Source organism: Streptomyces sp. NPDC031274 (assembly GCF_055570235.1).
Window position 1 is genome coordinate 1 of the sequence record NZ_JBVIHP010000035.1, and the last position, 17,804, is coordinate 17,804.

13 protein-coding genes and 1 riboswitch are annotated in these 17,804 nt (G+C 71.9%); of the genes, 6 read left to right on the forward strand and 7 right to left on the reverse strand.

The annotated features are described in order from the left end of the window. Positions 1-141: 141 nt before the first annotated feature. Positions 142-3,738 carry a cobaltochelatase subunit CobN gene (cobN, locus tag ACZ5CR_RS38475; RefSeq protein WP_468866704.1) on the reverse strand — a complete coding sequence of 1,199 codons (3,597 nt, stop codon included), beginning with the start codon at positions 3,736-3,738 and terminating at the stop codon, positions 142-144. A gap of 69 nt (positions 3,739-3,807) precedes the next feature. Next, positions 3,808-3,939, reverse strand: a riboswitch (cobalamin riboswitch). 68 nt (positions 3,940-4,007) lie between these two features. Here cobN and ACZ5CR_RS38480 point away from each other — a divergent pair. The 3 genes from ACZ5CR_RS38480 (at position 4,008) to ACZ5CR_RS38490 (ending at position 7,531) form a co-directional block, all read left to right on the forward strand. Continuing rightward, positions 4,008-5,333, forward strand: a complete 1,326-nt coding sequence (locus tag ACZ5CR_RS38480; RefSeq protein WP_468866523.1) for a precorrin-3B synthase — start codon at positions 4,008-4,010, stop codon at positions 5,331-5,333. Between the two features lie 63 nt (positions 5,334-5,396). Beyond that, the gene (locus ACZ5CR_RS38485; RefSeq protein ID WP_468866706.1) at positions 5,397-6,023 is read left to right on the forward strand and encodes a precorrin-8X methylmutase; all 627 of its coding nucleotides are present in this window, start codon (positions 5,397-5,399) and stop codon (positions 6,021-6,023) included. Then, positions 6,020-7,531 carry a precorrin-2 C(20)-methyltransferase gene (locus ACZ5CR_RS38490; RefSeq protein ID WP_468866526.1) on the forward strand — a complete coding sequence of 504 codons (1,512 nt, stop codon included), beginning with the start codon at positions 6,020-6,022 and terminating at the stop codon, positions 7,529-7,531. Before ACZ5CR_RS38485 ends, ACZ5CR_RS38490 begins: the two co-directional genes overlap by 4 nt. Positions 7,532-7,544: 13 nt before the next feature. Here ACZ5CR_RS38490 and ACZ5CR_RS38495 read toward each other — a convergent pair whose 3' ends face one another. Beyond that, positions 7,545-8,300, reverse strand: coding sequence for a cobalt-precorrin-6A reductase (locus ACZ5CR_RS38495; RefSeq protein WP_468866527.1), 756 nt, complete (start codon positions 8,298-8,300; stop codon positions 7,545-7,547). A gap of 11 nt (positions 8,301-8,311) precedes the next feature. Between ACZ5CR_RS38495 and ACZ5CR_RS38500 the strand changes: the two genes are divergently transcribed. Beyond that, positions 8,312-9,427 (forward strand): cobalt-precorrin-5B (C(1))-methyltransferase, encoded by a 1,116-nt coding sequence (locus ACZ5CR_RS38500; RefSeq protein WP_468866529.1) that lies wholly within the window; start codon positions 8,312-8,314, stop codon positions 9,425-9,427. Positions 9,428-9,453: 26 nt separating this feature from the next. On the opposite strand, the gene ACZ5CR_RS38505 is transcribed toward ACZ5CR_RS38500, so the two are convergent. The 3 genes from ACZ5CR_RS38505 to cbiE form a co-directional block, all read right to left on the reverse strand. Beyond that, on the reverse strand, positions 9,454-10,302 hold the full coding sequence (locus tag ACZ5CR_RS38505) for a GAF domain-containing protein (protein ID WP_468866531.1): 849 nt from the start codon (positions 10,300-10,302) through the stop codon (positions 9,454-9,456). Between the two features lie 90 nt (positions 10,303-10,392). Next, positions 10,393-11,145: a precorrin-4 C(11)-methyltransferase gene (gene cobM / locus ACZ5CR_RS38510; protein ID WP_468866533.1), complete on the reverse strand. Its 753-nt coding sequence runs from the start codon at positions 11,143-11,145 to the stop codon at positions 10,393-10,395. Next, on the reverse strand, positions 11,142-12,455 hold the full coding sequence (cbiE, locus tag ACZ5CR_RS38515) for a precorrin-6y C5,15-methyltransferase (decarboxylating) subunit CbiE (protein ID WP_468866535.1): 1,314 nt from the start codon (positions 12,453-12,455) through the stop codon (positions 11,142-11,144). The genes cobM and cbiE overlap by 4 nt, the downstream gene beginning before the upstream one ends. A 165-nt stretch (positions 12,456-12,620) precedes the next feature. On the opposite strand from cbiE, the gene ACZ5CR_RS38520 reads away from it, so the two are divergent. Then, complete coding sequence (locus ACZ5CR_RS38520; protein WP_468866537.1) at positions 12,621-13,286, forward strand: maleylpyruvate isomerase N-terminal domain-containing protein; 666 nt, start codon at positions 12,621-12,623, stop codon at positions 13,284-13,286. A 3-nt stretch (positions 13,287-13,289) separates the two neighbouring features. On the opposite strand, the gene ACZ5CR_RS38525 is transcribed toward ACZ5CR_RS38520, so the two are convergent. Next, a complete protein-coding gene (locus ACZ5CR_RS38525) occupies positions 13,290-15,041 on the reverse strand; it encodes an alpha-L-fucosidase (protein ID WP_468866539.1) in 1,752 nt (583 codons plus the stop codon). A gap of 315 nt (positions 15,042-15,356) precedes the next feature. Between ACZ5CR_RS38525 and ACZ5CR_RS38530 the strand changes: the two genes are divergently transcribed. Further along, a complete protein-coding gene (locus tag ACZ5CR_RS38530; protein WP_468866541.1) occupies positions 15,357-16,067 on the forward strand; it encodes a heparin lyase I family protein in 711 nt (236 codons plus the stop codon). On the opposite strand, the gene ACZ5CR_RS38535 is transcribed toward ACZ5CR_RS38530, so the two are convergent. Next, positions 16,064-17,773, reverse strand: coding sequence for an ABC-F family ATP-binding cassette domain-containing protein (locus ACZ5CR_RS38535; RefSeq protein WP_468866544.1), 1,710 nt, complete (start codon positions 17,771-17,773; stop codon positions 16,064-16,066). The two genes, ACZ5CR_RS38530 and ACZ5CR_RS38535, sit on opposite strands and share 4 nt — an antisense overlap. Positions 17,774-17,804 lie beyond the last annotated feature (31 nt).

A 17,804-nucleotide genomic window follows, 5' to 3' on the forward strand; every position in this document is an offset into this window, starting at 1 on the left:
GGAAGGGCAAGCAAGGGGGGGGGCCGTGGAGACCGGAAAAAGAGGGCGGTCGGGGAGAAAAGGGAGGGGGGGGGGAGGGGGTGGCCCCGTCCGGGGGCGGGGGGGGGCCCCTCCCCTCGTTCACGGGCCGGAGGCCGGTGCTCAGTCCTCGCCCTCCAGATCGCCTTCCGTCTCCAGGTACGCCTGGCGCAGGGCCTCGATCACGGCCGGGTCGGGCTTGGCCCACATGCCGCGCGACTCCGCCTCCAGGAGGCGCTCGGCGATGCCGTGCAGGGCCCAGGGGTTGGCCTGTTGGAGGAATTCACGGTTGGTCGGGTCCAGGACGTACGTCTCGGTGAGCTTGTCGTACATCCAGTCGGCGACCACGCCCGTCGTCGCGTCGTACCCGAAGAGGTAGTCGACCGTCGCGGCCAGCTCGAAGGCACCCTTGTAGCCGTGGCGGCGCATCGCCTCGATCCACTTGGGGTTGACCACGCGGGCCCGGAAGACGCGGGAGGTCTCCTCGACCAGGGTGCGGGTGCGGACCGTCTCGGGCCGGGTCGAGTCGCCGATGTACGCCTCCGGGGCGCTGCCCTTCAGCGCGCGGACCGTGGCCACCATGCCGCCGTGGTACTGGAAGTAGTCGTCCGAGTCGGCGATGTCGTGTTCGCGGGTGTCGGTGTTCTTCGCCGCGACCTCGATGCGCTTGTACGCCGTCTCCATCTCCTCCCGCGCCGGACGCCCGTCGAGCTCACGGCCGTAGGCATAGCCGCCCCACACCGTGTAGACCTCGGCGAGGTCGGCGTCGGTGCGCCAGTCGCGGGAGTCGATGAGCTGGAGCAGGCCCGCGCCGTAGGTGCCGGGGCGGGAGCCGAAGATGCGGGTGGTGGCGCGGCGCTCGTCGCCGTGGGCCGCCAGGTCGGCCTGCGCGTGGGCGCGGACGAAGTTCGCCTCGTCGGGCTCCTCCAGCGAGGCGGCAAGGCGGACCGCGTCGTCCAGGAGGCCGATGGTGTGCGGGAAGGCGTCGCGGAAGAAGCCGCTGATGCGCAGGGTGACGTCGATGCGCGGGCGGCCGAGCTCGTCCGCGGGGATCGCCTCAAGGCCCGTGACACGGCGCGACGCGTCGTCCCAGACCGGGCGGATGCCCAGGAGGGCGAGCGCTTCGGCGATGTCGTCACCGGCGGTGCGCATGGCACTCGTACCCCACAGGGACAGGCCGACCGAGGTCGGCCAGTCGCCGTTGTCGGTGCGGTAGCGCTCCAGGAGCGAGTCGGCCAGGGCCTGGCCGGTCTCCCAGGCCAGGCGCGACGGCACCGCCTTGGGGTCGACGGAGTAGAAGTTGCGGCCGGTCGGCAGGACGTTGACCAGGCCGCGCAGCGGGGAGCCCGAGGGCCCCGCCGGGACGAAGCCGCCCTCCAACGCGTGGACGGCGTGGTCCAGTTCGTCGGTCGTGGCAGCCAGGCGCGGTACGACCTCGCTCGCGGCGAAGTCGAGGATGTCGGCGACGGACCGCGGGTGGCCCGCCGCGACCGAGGCCACGGCGTCCGGGGCCCAGTCCGCATCCTCCATCGCCTGGACCAGCGCACGTGCCTGCTCCTCGACCTCGTCGGCGCTGGTGCGGGTGGCCGCCGACTCGTCGAGGCCCAACGCCTCGCGCAGGCCGGGCAAGGACGCCGTACCGCCCCAGATCTGGCGGGCGCGCAGGATCGCGAGGACCAGGTTGACGCGGTCGGCACCGGCCGGGGCGCCGCCCAGGACATGGAGGCCGTCGCGGATCTGGGCGTCCTTGATCTCGCAGAGCCAGCCGTCGAGATGCATGATGAACTCGTCGAAGCCCTCGTCCTCAGGGCGGTCCTTCAGCCCCAGGTCGTGGTCGAGCTTGGCGGCCTGGATCAGGGTCCAGATCTGGGCGCGGATCGCGGGCAGCTTCGCCGGGTCCATCGCGGCGATCTGGGCGTGCTCGTCCAGGAGTTGTTCGAGACGGGCGATGTCGCCGTAGCTGTCGGCGCGGGCCATCGGCGGTACGAGGTGGTCCACGAGGGTGGCGTGGACCCGCCGCTTGGCCTGCGTGCCCTCTCCCGGGTCGTTGACCAGGAACGGATAGATCAGGGGCAGATCGCCGAGTGCCGCGTCGGGGCCGCAGGCGGCGGACAGGCCCGCGTTCTTGCCGGGCAGCCATTCGAGGTTGCCGTGCTTGCCGAGGTGGATCATCGCGTCGGCGCCGAAGCCGTTGTCGTCGGCGGAGGCGGCGATCCAGCGGTAGGCGGCCAAGTAGTGGTGCGAGGGCGGCAGATCGGGGTCGTGGTAGATCGCGATCGGGTTCTCGCCGAAGCCGCGCGGCGGCTGGATGAGGATGAGCAGGTTGCCGCGGCGCAGAGCGGCGAGGACGATGTCGCCCTCCGGGTTCTGGGACCGGTCCACGAACATCTCGCCGGGGGCGGGGCCCCAGTGCTGCTCCACGGACTCGCGGAGCTCGGCGGGGAGGGTGGCGAACCAGCGGCGGTAGTCGGCCGCCGGGATGCGGACGGGGTTGCGGGCCAGCTGCTCATCGGTGAGCCACTCCTGGTCGTGGCCGCCTGCCTCGATCAGCGCGTAGATCAGCTCGTCACCATCGCCGGAGACAAGCCCCGGCACCTCGTCCGTACCGAAGTCGTATCCCTCGGCCTGGAGTCGGCGCAGCAGCGAGACGGCGCTCGCGGGGGTGTCGAGGCCGACCGCGTTGCCGATCCGGGAGTGCTTGGTCGGGTACGCGGACAGGACGAGCGCGATGCGCTTGTCGGCGGCCGGGATGTGGCGAAGGCGCGCGTGCCGTACGGCGACGCCGGCCACGCGGGCCGCGCGCTCGGCGTCGGCGACGTACGCGGGAAGTCCGTCCTCGTCGATCTCCTTGAACGAGAACGGCACCGTGATCAGTCGGCCGTCGAACTCGGGGACCGCGATCTGGCTCGCGGCGTCCAGCGGGGAGACGCCCTCGTCGTTGTCCTCCCAGTCGCTGCGTGAGCTGGTGAGGCAGAGCGCCTGGAGGATGGGGACGTCGAGGCCGCTGAGGGCGCCCGCGTCCCAGGACTCGTCGTCGCCGCCCGCCGAGGCCTCGGCGGGCCGTGTGCCACCTGCCGCGAGGACCGTGGTCACGATCGCGTCGGCGGCGCGCAGTTCATCGATGAGTTCGGGTTCGGGGGTACGCAGCGAGGCGACGTACAGCGGCAGCGGGCGGGCTCCGGCGTCCTCGACGGCGCGGCACAGGGCCTCGATGAAGGCGGTGTTGCCGCTCATGTGGTGGGCGCGGTAGTAGAGCACCGCGACGGTCGGTCCCTCGACCTGACGGGCGGTGCGCTCCAGCGGGCCCCACGAGGGTGCGGGGGCGGGCGGTTCGAAGCCGTGGCCCGTCAGCAGGACGGTGTCGGAGAGGAACCGGGCCAGCTGCTCCAGGTTGCCGGGGCCGCCGTGGGCCAGGTAGGCGTGGGCCTCGGCGGCAAGGCCGATGGGGACGGTCGATGCGGCCATCAGCTGGGCGTCGGGGGCCTGTTCGCCGGTGAGGACGACCACGGGGCGTCCGGTGGCGATGACTTGGTCGAGGCCCTCCTGCCAGGCGCGCACTCCGCCGAGCAGGCGTACGACGACCAGGTCGGCGCCGTCCAGGAGCTGCGGAAGGTCCTCGAGCGGGAGCCGGGAGGGGTTCGCGTAGCGGTAGGCGATCGGTCCGCCTGCGGCGCGGGCGCTGAGCAGGTCGGTGTCGGACGTCGACAGGAGCAGGATCATGCGGCGTCGGGCCTTCCTCGGGGTGTCCACGCCCCGGGTGGTGTCGATGGCGTCTCCCCTGCTCGAGCGGACGAGAGCTCGGGGAAGGGAGTTCCTGACTCACCCGGCACCAGGACCGGGCTCACAGTGGCGGGACCGCGCCGGATTCACACCGGGCTTCCTCCCCTTGTCGCCGTCTGTGGCGACGACGGGCCGGTTGGCCCGTCGCTAGGAATACTAAGGGCCTGGCAACTACCGGGGGGCAGGCGGACCTGCTGCGATAGGTCGGTATGCTCGCCGCCATGCCCCCATCGGTCCCCTCGCCAGTGCTCCCGGGAGACGAGTCTGCCCGCAGCCGCGGTGACTCCTGCCCCGGGACGCTTCGGCTGCACCGGGCGGACGACGGGGCGCTGGCCCGTGTCCGCGTTCCGGGCGGGCTGCTGAGCGTGGGGCAGGCGGACGTGCTGCGGGATCTGGCCGAGCGCCTTGGAGACGGCGAGTTGCATCTCACATCGCGCGGCAATGTGCAGCTGCGCGGTCTGCGCGCGGACCGCGGGAGCGAACTGGCCCATCTCCTGGGCGAATCGGGCCTTTTGCCCTCCGAACGCCATGAGCGGGCGCGCAACGTGGTGGCTTCACCGCTTTCGGGGCTAGACGGCCGGGGAGAGCGGGACATCCGCCCGTGGCTGTCCGCTCTGGACGAACTGCTGTGCACCAGCGACAAGGCCGCCGCCCTGTCCGGCCGGTTCTTGTTCGCGCTCGACGACGGCCGGGGCGACGTGGGTGCGCTGGGCGGTGACGTGACCCTGACGGCGCGCGGCGACGAAGACGCACTGCTGCGGATCGGCCCGGCGCGGGACGCCGTCCTGATACCTGCCGCGCGGGCACCGCGGGCCGCCCTCATGGCGGCCGAGACCTTCCTGGAGCAGGCACCCGACGCGGGCGCCTGGCGGGTGACGGATCTGCCCGGCGGCACCGGCCCCCTCCTCGACGCGGTCGTACGCCGGTCGCGGCAGGCCGGGTTCAGCCCCGCCCTCACCACCGCCCCGCTCCCCCAGGGTCCGGGCGGCCCCGCCCTCGGTGTCGTGCCCGGCCCCCGCAGCGAACGCGACAAGCACGACACGGCGGCGCTGTCCCTCGGCCTCCCCCTGGGGCGCGTCAGCGCACTCCAGTGGCAGACACTGACGGACACCGCCCGCCACCGCGGCAGCGGCGAGCTGCGGCTGACCCCCTGGCGCGGGGTCGTCCTGCCGGGAGTCGAGCGGCGAGCGGCCGTGCGACTCCTGGAGGATCTGCGGGCCGCCGGCCTCATCGTCGGATCCGACTCGCCCTGGACCGGGGTGGGGGCCTGTATCGGTCGGCCCGGCTGCGCCAAGTCCCTGGACGACGTACGCGCGGCGGCGACGGCGGCCCTGGGGCCTGTGGGGGCGCTGCCCGTGTACTGGTCCGGCTGCGCACGCCGGTGCGGTCATCCCCACGGGGAGTGGGTCGATGTCGTCGCCACTCCTGACGGCCATGAGATCTCCCGCGTACACGGCGCGGATCGCGATGCTCCGGTGACCGTCCCCGGCAGCTCCGGCGGGCTCGCCGCCGCCGTGGCCGCGGCCCGCGGCTGACACGACATGAACGACCCAGCGACACCTGACTGTTCCATGCCCTATCAAGAGAGCGAACGCACTGTGCATCAGTACGAGAAGGACGGACCGGCGATCTACCGCCAGTCCTTCGCCACGATCCGCGCGGAAGCGGATCTGGCGGGCCTGCCCGCCGACGTGAGCCAGGTCGCGGTCCGCATGATCCACGCCTGCGGCATGGTCGACCTCGTACGCGACCTCGCTTTCACCCCGGACGTGGTGGCCCGCGCCCGCGAGGCCCTGCGGGCCGGCGCCCCCATCCTGTGTGACGTGGCCATGGTCGCGAGCGGCGTCACCCGCAAGCGGCTGCCCGCGGACAACGACGTGGTGTGCACCCTGTCCGACCCGGCGGTGCCCGCACTGGCCGCCGAGCTCGGCACCACCCGCAGCGCCGCCGCCCTCGAACTGTGGCGCGATCGGATGGAGGGCGCGGTCATAGCCGTCGGCAACGCGCCCACCGCCCTGTTCCGCCTGCTCGAAATGATCGAGGAGGGCGCACCGCGTCCCGCCGCCGTCATCGGTGTGCCCGTCGGCTTCGTCGGCGCCATGGAGTCCAAGGACGCCCTGGCCGCGCACCCGTCAGGCCTTGAACACATGATCGTGCGGGGCCGCAGGGGCGGCAGCGCCATCGCGGCCGCCGCACTCAACGCGATCGCCAGCGAGGAAGAATGAGCGTGAGCGAGCACAAGACAGGCCGCCTGTACGGTGTCGGGCTCGGCCCCGGCGATCCGGCCCTCATGACCCTGCGCGCGGTGGAAGTCATCGCCGAGGCCGATGTCGTCGCCTATCACAGCGCCCGGCACGGACGGTCGATCGCGCGGTCCATCGCGGCCAAGCATCTGCGCGCCGACCACATCGAGGAAGCACTGGTCTACCCCGTCACGACGGAGACGACCGACCACCCCGGTGGCTACCGGGGTGCGATGGAGGACTTCTACACCGAGGCGGCGGCCCGCCTCGCGGTGCATCTCGACGCGGGACGCACGGTCGCCGTCCTCGCGGAGGGCGACCCGCTCTTCTACGGCTCGTACATGCACATGCACAAGCGGCTCGCCGACCGCTATCCCACCGAGGTGATCCCCGGAGTCACCTCCGTCAGCGCCGCCGCCGCCCGGCTCGGCACTCCGCTCGCCGAGGGCGAGGAGGTGCTCACCATCCTGCCCGGCACCCTGCCGGAGGAGGAGCTGACCGCCCGTCTCGCCGCCACCGACGCGGCGGTGGTGATGAAGCTTGGCCGTACGTTCCCCGCGGTACGCCGCGCCTTCGAGGCCTCCGGGCGGCTGCCCGAGGCCCACTACGTCGAGCGCGCCACGATGGCAGGCGAGCGCACCGACGAGCTGGCCGCGGTCGACGCCGACACGGTGCCGTACTTCGCGGTCGCGGTCCTGCCCAGCAGGATCGACGCACCCCGGCCCGAGCGCGCCCCGGAAACCGGCGAGGTGGCCGTCGTCGGTACGGGTCCCGCCGGGCCGCTGTGGCTCACGCCCGAGACCCGTGGCGTGCTGGCCGCCGCCGACGACCTGGTCGGCTACACCACCTACCTGGACCGGGTGCCGGTCCGCCCGGGGCAGGTGCGGCACGGCTCGGACAACAAGGTCGAGTCGGAACGCGCCGAGTTCGCCCTGGATCTCGCCCGGCGCGGGCGGCGCGTGGCCGTGGTCTCCGGCGGCGACCCGGGCATCTTCGCCATGGCGACGGCCGTCCTGGAGGTGGCCTCGCAGAAGCAGTACGCGGATCTGCCGGTGCGGGTGCTGCCGGGGGTGACGGCCGCCAACGCGGCCGCCGCCCGCGCGGGTGCTCCGCTGGGCCACGACTACGCCACGATCTCGCTCTCGGACCGGCTCAAGCCGTGGGAGGTGATCGCGCAGCGGCTGCGGGCGGCGGCATCGGCCGATCTGGTGCTCGCGCTGTACAACCCGGGCTCCCGCAGCCGGACCTGGCAGGTCGGCAAGGCCCGCGATCTGCTTCTCGAACACCGCTCGCCGGACACGCCCGTGGTGCTCGGCCGCGATGTCGGCGGCCCGACCGAGAGCGTACGCACCGTGCGGCTCGCCGATCTCGATCCGGCCGATGTCGACATGCGCACGATCCTGCTCGTCGGGTCCTCGCAGACCCGCTGGGAGCAGCGGGGCGACGGACAGCAGATCGTGTGGACGCCCCGCCGCTATCCCGAGGACTGAGCCTCCGGTGCTGCTAGGCCTGGCTGCCGCCATGTGTGCGCAGCCAGGCCAGGGCCTGCTCCGGAGTACCGGCCACTGTCACGCCTTCGGGCACCGGCGGTCGGCTCACCACGACCACCGGGATCCGTGCCTCGCGGGCCGCGGCCAGCTTGGGGGCGGTGGCGGCCCCGCCGCTGTCCTTCGTGACGACCACGTCGATGCGATGGCGGCGGATCAGCTCACGCTCACCCTCCAAGGTGAACGGGCCGCGGTCGAGCAGGACCTCCATCCGCGCGGGGTGCGGTGCGTCCGGGGCGTCCACCGAACGCATCAGGAACCACAGCTGGTCCAGAGCGGCGAAGGCGGAAAGACCCATGCGCCCCGTGGTGAGGAAGACACGCTGCCCCAGCGCGGGCAGTGCGTCGGCCGCCTCTGCCAGGGAGCCGACCGTGTGCCAGGCGTCGCCTTCGCCCGGCACCCAGCCGGGCCGACGCAGCGCGAGCAGGGGAACATGGGCGGCAGCGGCAGCAGTGGCCGCGTTGAAACTGATCGTCTCGGCGAAAGGATGGGTGGCGTCGATGAGCGCGCTCACCTGGTGCGTACGCAGCCAGGCGGCCAGGCCGTCGGCTCCGCCGAAGCCGCCCACGCGGACCTCGCCCGGGGGCAGCTTCGGGCTCGCCACCCGTCCGGCCAGTGAGCTGGTCACCCTCGCCGGGGCGGGAAGCGCCTCCACGAGTTCCTCGGCGAGGCGGCGGGCCTCCGTCGTCCCGCCGAGTACCAGTACGTGCATCGGATCCATCCATGAGTGAGGCGAAGGGCGGGCGCAGCGCCCAACTCAAGCACACCGGTCTGCGGCCCGGCTGGACGACCGGTGCCTGTGCCACCGCTGCGGCCACGGCCGCCTATACGGCCCTGCTCAGCGGCGACTTCCCCGACCCGGTCACCATCACCCTGCCCAAGGGCCAGACACCGGCCTTCGCCCTCGCGGTGGAGGAGCTGGCCGAGGGGCGGGCGACGGCGGGAGTGGTCAAGGACGCGGGCGACGACCCCGACGTGACGCACGGCGCCCTTGTGCGGGTCACCGCGCGGCGGCTGCCGCCGGGTTCGGGTGTGGTCTTCAAGGCGGGGCCCGGCGTGGGCACGGTCACCCTGCCCGGGCTGCCGCTCGACGTCGGCGAACCGGCCGTCAATCCCGTGCCGCGCCAGATGATCCGCGACCACATCGCTCGGGTCGCCGCGGAGCACCGGGGTTCGGGAGACGTCGAGATCACGATCTCCGTGGACCACGGCGAGGAGATCGCCCGCTCCACCTGGAACCCTCGCCTCGGCATCCTGGGCGGCCTGTCGATCCTGGGCACCACCGGCATCGTGGTGCCGTACTCCTGCTCGGCGTGGATCGACTCGATCCGCCGCGGCGTGGACGTGGCACGCGCCGCCGGGCATACGCACGTGGCGGGCTGCACGGGCTCGACCTCGGAGAAGACGGTGGTGGCCGAGTACGGCCTTCCGGAGATCGCCCTCCTTGACATGGGGGACTTCGCGGGCGCGGTGCTCAAGTACGTGCGGCGGCACCCGGTGGACCGCCTCACGGTGTGCGGCGGGTTCGCGAAACTGTCGAAGCTCGCCGCCGGACACCTCGACCTGCACTCGGCCCGCTCCCAGGTCGACAAGCCGTTCCTGGCCGCCCTCGCCCGGCGCGGCGGCGCGGACGAGGCCCTGGCGGCCGAAGTGGAGGTCGCCAACACGGGTCTCGCCGCACTCCAGTTGTGCCAGGCGCGGGGTGTCCCGCTCGGGGATCTGGTGGCGGTGGCGGCGCGTGACGAGGCGCTGGCGGTGCTGCGGGGCGCGCCGGTCGCGGTGGACGTCATCTGTATCGACCGGGCGGGTACGGTCGTCGGGCGCAGCAGCGTGCGCTGAGGGAGTCCGGTTGCCGGTGGCCGCCGTCAGCAGAGGAAGAGGGCGGCGCGGGCGAGTCCTTCCAGGGCGCGGCGCTGCTCGTCCGTCCACCGCCTTGCCTGCGCGTGGTGTACGGACACCACACCGATCAGCGCGCCGGTTCCGGAGGCGACCGGGACCGAGACGCACGAGCCGACGCCGGCCTCCTCCAGCACGTCAAGCGCCGGGTTGCCGAGGAAGACCGGGGAGGCGGCCACCTCCTCGACGAGGACCGGTTTGCCGTCCTGTGCGGCCACCCCGCAGGCGGTCTCCCGGTCGGCCACCGTCTCGAAGTAGGTCAGGAACGGGTGGTGGAAGCCGTGTTGGGCCACGATCCGCAGCACGCCGCCCCCAGGCTCGTAGAGCTGGGCGTTGCCCATCGGCGCCCCGGTGATCTCGAACGCGGCCGAGAGCGCCGCCGACACCACGGACAGCCGCAGGCGCCGGTCGTTCTCCGACAGCGGCGTTGTCGCCAGTTCCCGGGCGATCCGGCGGCCCTCTTCGTCCCCGCTCAGCAGAAGCGGGCGCAGCACCGAACTGTGGGCCCGCTCCACCACCAGTCTGCCGCCCGCGGCGGCTGCCCGCAGGCGGCTGTCGAGGAGCAGGGCCACTCCGTCCGTCCCGCAGAACGTCACCCGGCTCAGGTCCAGCAGCACGCGGCCGGCGGATTCCTCCACGGCGCGGTCCAGCTCGCGGGCCAGGACCGGCACGGAGGCGACGTCCAGCTCGCCGGCCACGCGGATCGTGCTCTGGCCGTCCACCCTGGCGACGCCGACCCGCACGGACCGGGACGACTGGGGCCACTCCACGCCCACCCCGCCCGTGAACCCGCTCGCCAACCCGCTCGCCCTGCACATGTCCGCCCACGGTAGGCCCGATGCCGCTCGCGCCGGAGGCGCTTCACGTCACCGGTCTCCGATGGCACCGATTCGGCCAGAAACGAAAGGTCACTGGCAGGCGTGGCGCTCGCGCCCAGGCGAGTAGAGATGGCTGTCCCGAAACTGTTCGGCGCCCAGCGTGCGGCCCACCATGATGACGGCGGTACGGATCACGCCCGCCGCCTTCACCTGCTCCGCGATCTCGTCGAGGGGCCCCCGCAGGATGAGCTCGTCCGGTCGGGAGGCAAGCGCCACGACGGCCGTCGGGCAGTCGGCCCCGTAGTGCGGCAGGAGTTCCTCGACCACGCGGTCCACGTACTTGGCGGCCAGGTGGAGCACGATCAGGGCCCCGCTGCGTCCCAGCGTGGCCAGGTCCTCGCCCTCGGGCATCGCGGTGGCCCGGTTGGCGATCCGGGTGAGGATGACGGTCTGGCCGACGGTCGGCACCGTCAGCTCCCGCTTGAGCGCCGCCGCGGCGGCCGCGAACGCGGGCACGCCCGGCACCACTTCATAGGGCACTCCCGCCTCGTCGAGGCGCCGCATCTGCTCGTTGACGGCGCTGAAGACGGAAGGGTCGCCCGAGTGCAGACGGGCCACGTCGTGGCCCCGCTGGTGCGCGGTGACGAGCTCGGCGGTGATCTGGTCGATGTCCAGCTGCGCGGTGTCGATCAGGCGGGCGTCCTTCGGACACTCGGCGAGCAGTTCGCGGGGCACCAGACTGCCCGCGTACAGGCACACCCCGCAGGCGGCGAGCGTGCGGGCGCCGCGCACCGTGATCAGGTCGGCCGCACCGGGCCCCGCGCCGATGAAGTACACGGTCATCTGTTGTCTCCTGAGGGTTCTGCGGGGGCTTCTGCTGAGCGATCCGCGGTGGGGGGCGGGCTCGGGGTCGTCGACGGTTTGCGTACGGACCACTGGGTGACCGGCATCGCCTGGCGCCAGCCGGTGAAGCCGCCGACGGGCACGGCGTGCGCGACGGCGAGGCGGACCAGGTCACCGCCGTGTCGGCGGTATCGCTCGGCGAGCAGTGCCTCGGACTCCAGCGTGACGGTGTTGGCGACCAGGCGGCCACCGGTGGGCAGCGCCTCCCAGCAGGCGTCGAGAAGGCCGGGCGCGGTAAGGCCGCCCCCGATGAACACGGCGTCGGGCGTGGGCAGTTCGGCCAGGCTGGCAGGTGCCCGGCCGGTGATCACGCGCAGGGCGGGCACCCCGAGGTGCGCGGCGTTGCGCTCGATGCGCTGCGCCCGTGCCGGGTCGCGCTCCACGGTGATCGCCCGGCAGGAGGGGTGGGTCCGCATCCACTCGATCGCCACGGACCCCGATCCGCCGCCGATGTCCCACAGCAGCTCGCCGGGGGCCGGTGCGAGGACGCCGAGGGTGGCGGCCCGGACGTGGCGCTTGGTGAGCTGCCCGTCGTTCTCGTACGCGTCGTCCGGCAGTCCGGGGACGGCGCCGACGCGCAGGGCGTCGGGGGCGCGTCGGCATTCGATCGCGATGACGTTCAGCGGGTCCCCGGGCGGATGCGCCCAGGTGTCCGCGATTCCTTCGACATGCGCCTCGCCCTCGCCGCCGAGCTGTTCGAGGACGCGGACCGGGCTCGGCCCGAAGCCGTGTTCGCGCAGCAGCGCGGTGACCGCGGCCGGTGTGGAGGCGTCGGCGCTGAGCACAAGGAGCCGCCGGCCGTCGTGCAGGGCCGCGGCGAGGCGGGCGGCGGGCCGCCCGACCAGGGTGATGACCTCGGTGTCCTCCAGCGGCCAGCCGACGCGGGCGCAGGCGTAGGACACGGACGACGGGTGGGGCAGGACGCGCAGCCGGTCGGGGCCGAGGACCTCTGTGAGAGCTCGGCCGATTCCGTAGTACATCGGGTCGCCACTGGCCAGGACGGCGATCTTGCTGCCCGCGTGCGCGGCGAGCAGGTCCGCAACGGCGGGCCTCAGCGGCGAGGGCCACGGCACGCGCCGCCCCGTGCACTGCGAAGGGAGTAGGTCCAGTTGGCGCCGACCGCCGATCAGGACCTGAGCCTCGGTGAGTTCCGTGCGCGCCGCGTCGGGCAGTCCCGCCCACCCGTCGGCTCCGATGCCCACCACGCTCACTGCGGGCGGGACGGGGTGTGCGGTGGGGGCGGGGGTCACGGACGGTACCTCGGTCTTCGGGGGCTGGCGCACTCGAACTCTACTGTCCGACCGCGCTCGGCCACCGGCCAGGTGGCCGGGTCCGGCACCGAATGGCCGGGCCCGGCCACGTGAGGCGCTCGAATGCGGTTGTCCGGCTCTGTGGCATCGCACTACCTTTGCGGCGTGGATCTCTTCTCACGCTCATGGACGGCGCTGCGCACGGCCGTCGCCGAACTCCCGGACGAGGACTTCGCGCGGCCCTCCGGCTGCACCGGGTGGCTCGTGCGGGACCTGGCGTGCCATCTCGTCATCGACGCCCAGGACGTCCTGATCACCCTCGTGACCCCCGCCGACAGGGAGCCGACCCGCACCGCGTCGACCTACTGGGACGTCACCACGACGCCGCCGACCGGCGAGGACCCGCTCGACGCGCTGACCGTCCGCCTCGCCGCCGCGTACGAGGAGCCCTGGCTGCTCAAGTTCCACCTCGACGACGTCGGCTCCGCCGCGGGCCGCGCCGCCGAACTCGCCGATCCCGGCGCCCGGGTGAGCACCCGCGACGAGGTCCTCACCGCGGGCGACTACCTCATGACGTACGTCATGGAATGGACCCTGCACCACCTCGACCTGATCGCGCACCTCCCGCACGTGGCCGGACCGCCCCCGGAGTGCCTCGCCCGGAGCCGCGAGATGCTGGAGGAGATCGCCGGCGCCGTGTTCCCCGCGTCGTTCTCCGACACGGACGCGCTGCTCATCGGCACCGGACGGCGTACCCCCACCGACGCGGAACAGACCGAACTGGGCGGCCTTGAAGGTCTGGCCGCGAAGCTCCCGCTCGTACTCGGATGACCGTCACTCAGCTGTGACCAGCAACGAGTCCAGGCGCAGGCCGAGTTCCTCCCCTGCGTGCTCCGGCCCTGCCAGGGTGATGGTCACGGGGGTCACCTTCCCTCCGCGTACGGCGAAGGGGCCGACGGCGCGCCGGGTCAGGTCCGCGCCCTTCACCACCCGGGAGTGCTTGCCGACCTGAACCCGGTAGACCGCCTCCGGCCTCGCCTCGCCTCGGACCTCCACCGACAGCCGCTCGGCTCGGGTGGCGCTGATATGGCCGGTGTGCCGCACTGTGGTGCGGTGGGTGCTCGAGTAGCTGCCGTCGTCGGCGTAGCTGTAGCCGTGCTCGATGTCGGCGGTGTCCAGGACGGCGGCCTTGTCCGGGCCGAGGGCGACCGTGTGCTCCGGAATGATCCGAAGCTTGCCGCCGAGTTCGACCTTCACCACGGGCAGCACCTGGTCGCGCGGGCTCTCGGGCAGCGTCACGACGAGGTCGTCCCCGTCCCGACGCCAGTCGAGCCGGTCCTTCGAGCCGTCCTCGTGGACCTTGCGTACGGAGGTGGCCAGGCCCGGCAGCCGAAGCTCACCGGACTTGGGCCACTTGGACACGTGCAGGAACAGGTCGCGGTCGTTGACGGTGACCTCGCCCCAGGGCCGGCCCCCGAAGCGGGTGGCCGATGCGCCGAGTACGGCGTCGGGGTGGCGATCCAGCCAGTCGCCCATGCCGCGCAGGACGTCCGCCTCGAACTCCACGACGGAACCGTCGCCGCGCGGGCCGATGTTGAGCAGGTAGTTGCCACCGCGGGCGCGCACGCCGGTCAGTCCGCCGACGAGGTCCCTGATCTTGCCGGGCAGGTCGTCCCGCTTCTGCCAGCTGCGGTAGCCCCAGGTGTCGTGGTAGATCGACGCGGGTGTCTGCCAGGCGCCGTCGAGCGCCACCGCGGGGATCTCGTTGTCGCCGAGGGTCCGGAAGTCGCCCTTGTTGTTCCACACCCGGCTGTTGATCGCCGCCTTCGGCTGGAGTTCACGGACGATCCCGGCGAATTTCCGGCTCTGAGCGGCGGTGGGCGAGGACATGTCGAACCACACCTCGGCGATGTCCCCGTACTTGGTCATCAGCTCACGGAGCTGCCCCTCGATGACCGGCTCCATCGATGCGGGGATCGGATTGTTGTTGTCGCCGTCGAAGTCGTGGCCTTGGTGCCAGTCGACGAGCGAGAAGTAGAAGCCGAACTTCAGCCCCTGGCTGCGGCATTCGTTCGCGAGCGCCTTCAGCGGGTCCTTGCCGTAGGGGGTCGCGTCGACGACGTCGTAGCCGGTGGTGTCGGTGTCGAACATGGAGAATCCGTCGTGGTGCTTGCTGGTGATGACCACGTAGCGCATCCCCGCCCGCTTCGCGAGGGAGCAGATCTCCGCGGGGTCGAACCGGTCGGGCCGGAACCGCTCGGCCACTTCCAGGTACTCATCCTCGGAGATGTCGGCCCACATCTGGATCTGTTCGCTGTAGCCCTTGGTGACCGGCTTGCCCTTCCACACGCCTCCCAGCTCGGAGAACAGGCCCCAGTGGATGAACATGCCGAACTGGAGCTGCTGCCAGGCCGCGAGGTCCTTGTCGTCGCTGGGCTCGATCTCGCCGGGAATGCCTTGCGTACGTGGGCCGTCGGCCCGGTCCGGCTGCGTGGCGACCGCTGCGGCGACCGCCGGGTGAGGGCTTGCCACTGCTGCTCCGGCGGCGAGCAGGAGGGCAAGCATGACGCCGATCACCTTGCGCATCACGAATCTCCTCTACGACTGCCCCAGGTCCCGGATTGATTCATCGGATGTTAAGGGCCCTTCTGAGTGTCCTGTGCGTCACGAGGGAGACATGGGGGCGGGTACATCGGATGTTAGAGGCACGATGACGCGACGTCACCACCCCCGACGGACCGGCTTGCGACAGATACCGGTTTCTATGTGGCGACGCTCAACTGGCGCTTCTCTATTGAGTGTTCAGTCATAGCCATGCTAGAAACCGTTTACTCTCCACCCGTCGCACGGATGGCACACAGCCCCGCGAGCCCCCTCCCCCCACTCGCAAGGAGCCCCCACATGCGCAAGCGAAACGGCGCGCTCACGGCCGCCGCCTCTTCTCTGGTCCTGCTCACCGCCGCCCCCGCCGACGCCTCCGTCATCTGGGACGGGGACGCCTCCGGAGGGACCGGCGTGTTCTCATCGACCCTCTGCGACGCCCCCGGCAGCGTCTCCACGCAGGACAACGGCGACGGCCGCGGCCAGGTCTTCAAGTTCAACAAGCCGCTCGGCCTCCAGCGCTGCGAGGCCCACGGGATCAGCGTCGGCGGTTCGCGGTACACGTTCAAGAACAACTCGACGTACTGGATCGGCTGGGACACCTCCACCAACACCCCGGACGCGGGCACGATCTTCCAGTGGAAGTCGTACGGCACCAACGATCAACACCAGCAGAACTACCCGGTGTTGATGAAGGTCGAGGGCGGCGTGCTCAAGCTGTTCCACATCGAGGTCGGCGAGAAGTGGACGCTGAAGTGGTCGACACCCGTCACGACCAGTACGTACAAGCGCATCGTGCTCGGCATCCACACCTCGTCCGACGCCTCCGACGGCTGGGTGACGGCCTTCTACAACGGCACCAAGGTCGCCGAGTTCTCCGGTCGCACCTGGGACGACCTGGGCAACGACACCCGGTTCGGCTCCTACGGCTCCGAGGTCAAGGACAAGCGCGTCATCAACTGGGTCGACGGACTCAAGGTCGGCACGGCGTACGGAGACGTGGACAACTAGGGCCTCTCGTTCGGACCAGGCCGGATCAGCCGTCCTTCGACCAGCTCCAGCAGGCTCTCGCGATGGCGTTCGCGCAGGGCCCGGTCGTGGGTGACCATCACCACCGGCCCAGTGAACTGCCGTACGGCTTCCTGTAGTTGCTCGACGAGAGCCAGGCTGAGGTGGTTGCTGGGCTCGTCGAGCAGCAGGAGGCTGGGGCGCCGTGAGAACAGCAGCGCGAGTTCGAGCCTGCGCAGCTGGCCGACGGAAAGCCGGTTCACCGGGACGTCGAAGTCCGCGATCCCGAACAGACCGAACCGGGTCAGCTCCCTCGCGGCGTCGTCGACATAGGCGGCGCGGTGTGCGGCGAAGGTGTCCAGTACGCCGCGCCGCTCCTGGAAGAAGTCACTCTCCTGTGGCAAGTACCCGATGCTCAGCCCCGGTTCACGTACGACCGTCCCCGCGTCGGGGGCCCGAAGGCCTGCCAGGACGGACAGGAGCGTGGACTTGCCCGCGCCGTTCGGTCCGGTGATCACGTGCAGCGAACCAGGAGCGAGCTCCAGGTCCACACCACGCACGACATCGCCGACGACCAGGCCTTCGGCCCGGAGCAGCGCTCCGTCGGGCAGCTCGGCACTCTCGCTCTCCGGCGCCTTGAAGGCCAGCGGCTGGGGCGGGCGCCGCACTTCCTCGTCGAGGAGCCGCCCCAGTCGCTGCCGAGCCGCGCGGGTCGCGCGGGCCGCGGCAGCCTGGGCAGCGCCTCCGGCGAGGTTGTAGGACAGCTTGTCGCTGTCCCGCATCCCGCCGAAGGTGCGGCCGGTCCTGTCGGCCTTGTCGAGCCGTCGCCGGGTCTCCGCCAGCTCCTGGCGCCAGTCGCGGTACTCCTGCCACCAGCGTGCTTGCGCGGCGGCGCGTTCGTCGAGGTAGTCGCGGTAGCCGCCGCCGTAGCGCACGGTGGTGCCGCGAGGGCCGTCCAGGTCGACGATGGCGGTGACGGCGGTGTCAAGCAGTACGCGGTCGTGGGACGCGATGAGGCAAGGCCCCTGGTACTGGGCCAGCCACGGGACGAGCCAGTCCACCGCGCGGTCGTCGAGGTGGTTCGTCGGCTCGTCGAGGAGCAGCCCGGCCGGTTCGGCGAGGACCAGTTCGACGAGCGCCAGGCGGGATCGCTCACCGCCCGACAGCGTCTCGGTGGGCCGTTGCCGGTCCAGGGCGCCGAGACCGAACACGTCCAACACCTCGCCGACGCGGGCGTCGAGTTCCCAGCCGCCCCGTCGGGCGAACTCGTCCTGGAGCCGCCCGTACTCACTGAGCACCTCGCTCAGATCGTCCTTTCCCGATGACATCAACTGTTCGGCTGCGCGCATGCGTTCGGTCATGTCGCGGAACTCGGCGGTCGCCCGCGCGAGCACGTCCTCGATGGTGAGACCGGCCGGGAAGCCGGGCTCCTGCGGCAGGAACCCCACCTGGCCCGCGACCGCCCGCACGACCTGACCCCGCTGCAGCGGCAGTTCACCGGCGATGGCGCGCAGCAACGTCGACTTGCCCCGGCCGTTCTCGCCGATCAGGCCGACCCGCTCGCCCCGGGACACCTTCAGCGAGACATCGCGCAGCACCGTCCGGTCCCCGAGCACGCAGTGCACGTTCTCGGCGAGGAGGTGCGCGGAGCGGTGGTCACCGGACAGGACGTCCTGCGCACCGGGACGACCCGCGTTCGTTTCGGACATCGTGAGGGGCTCCTGTCTTACGTTGCCGAGA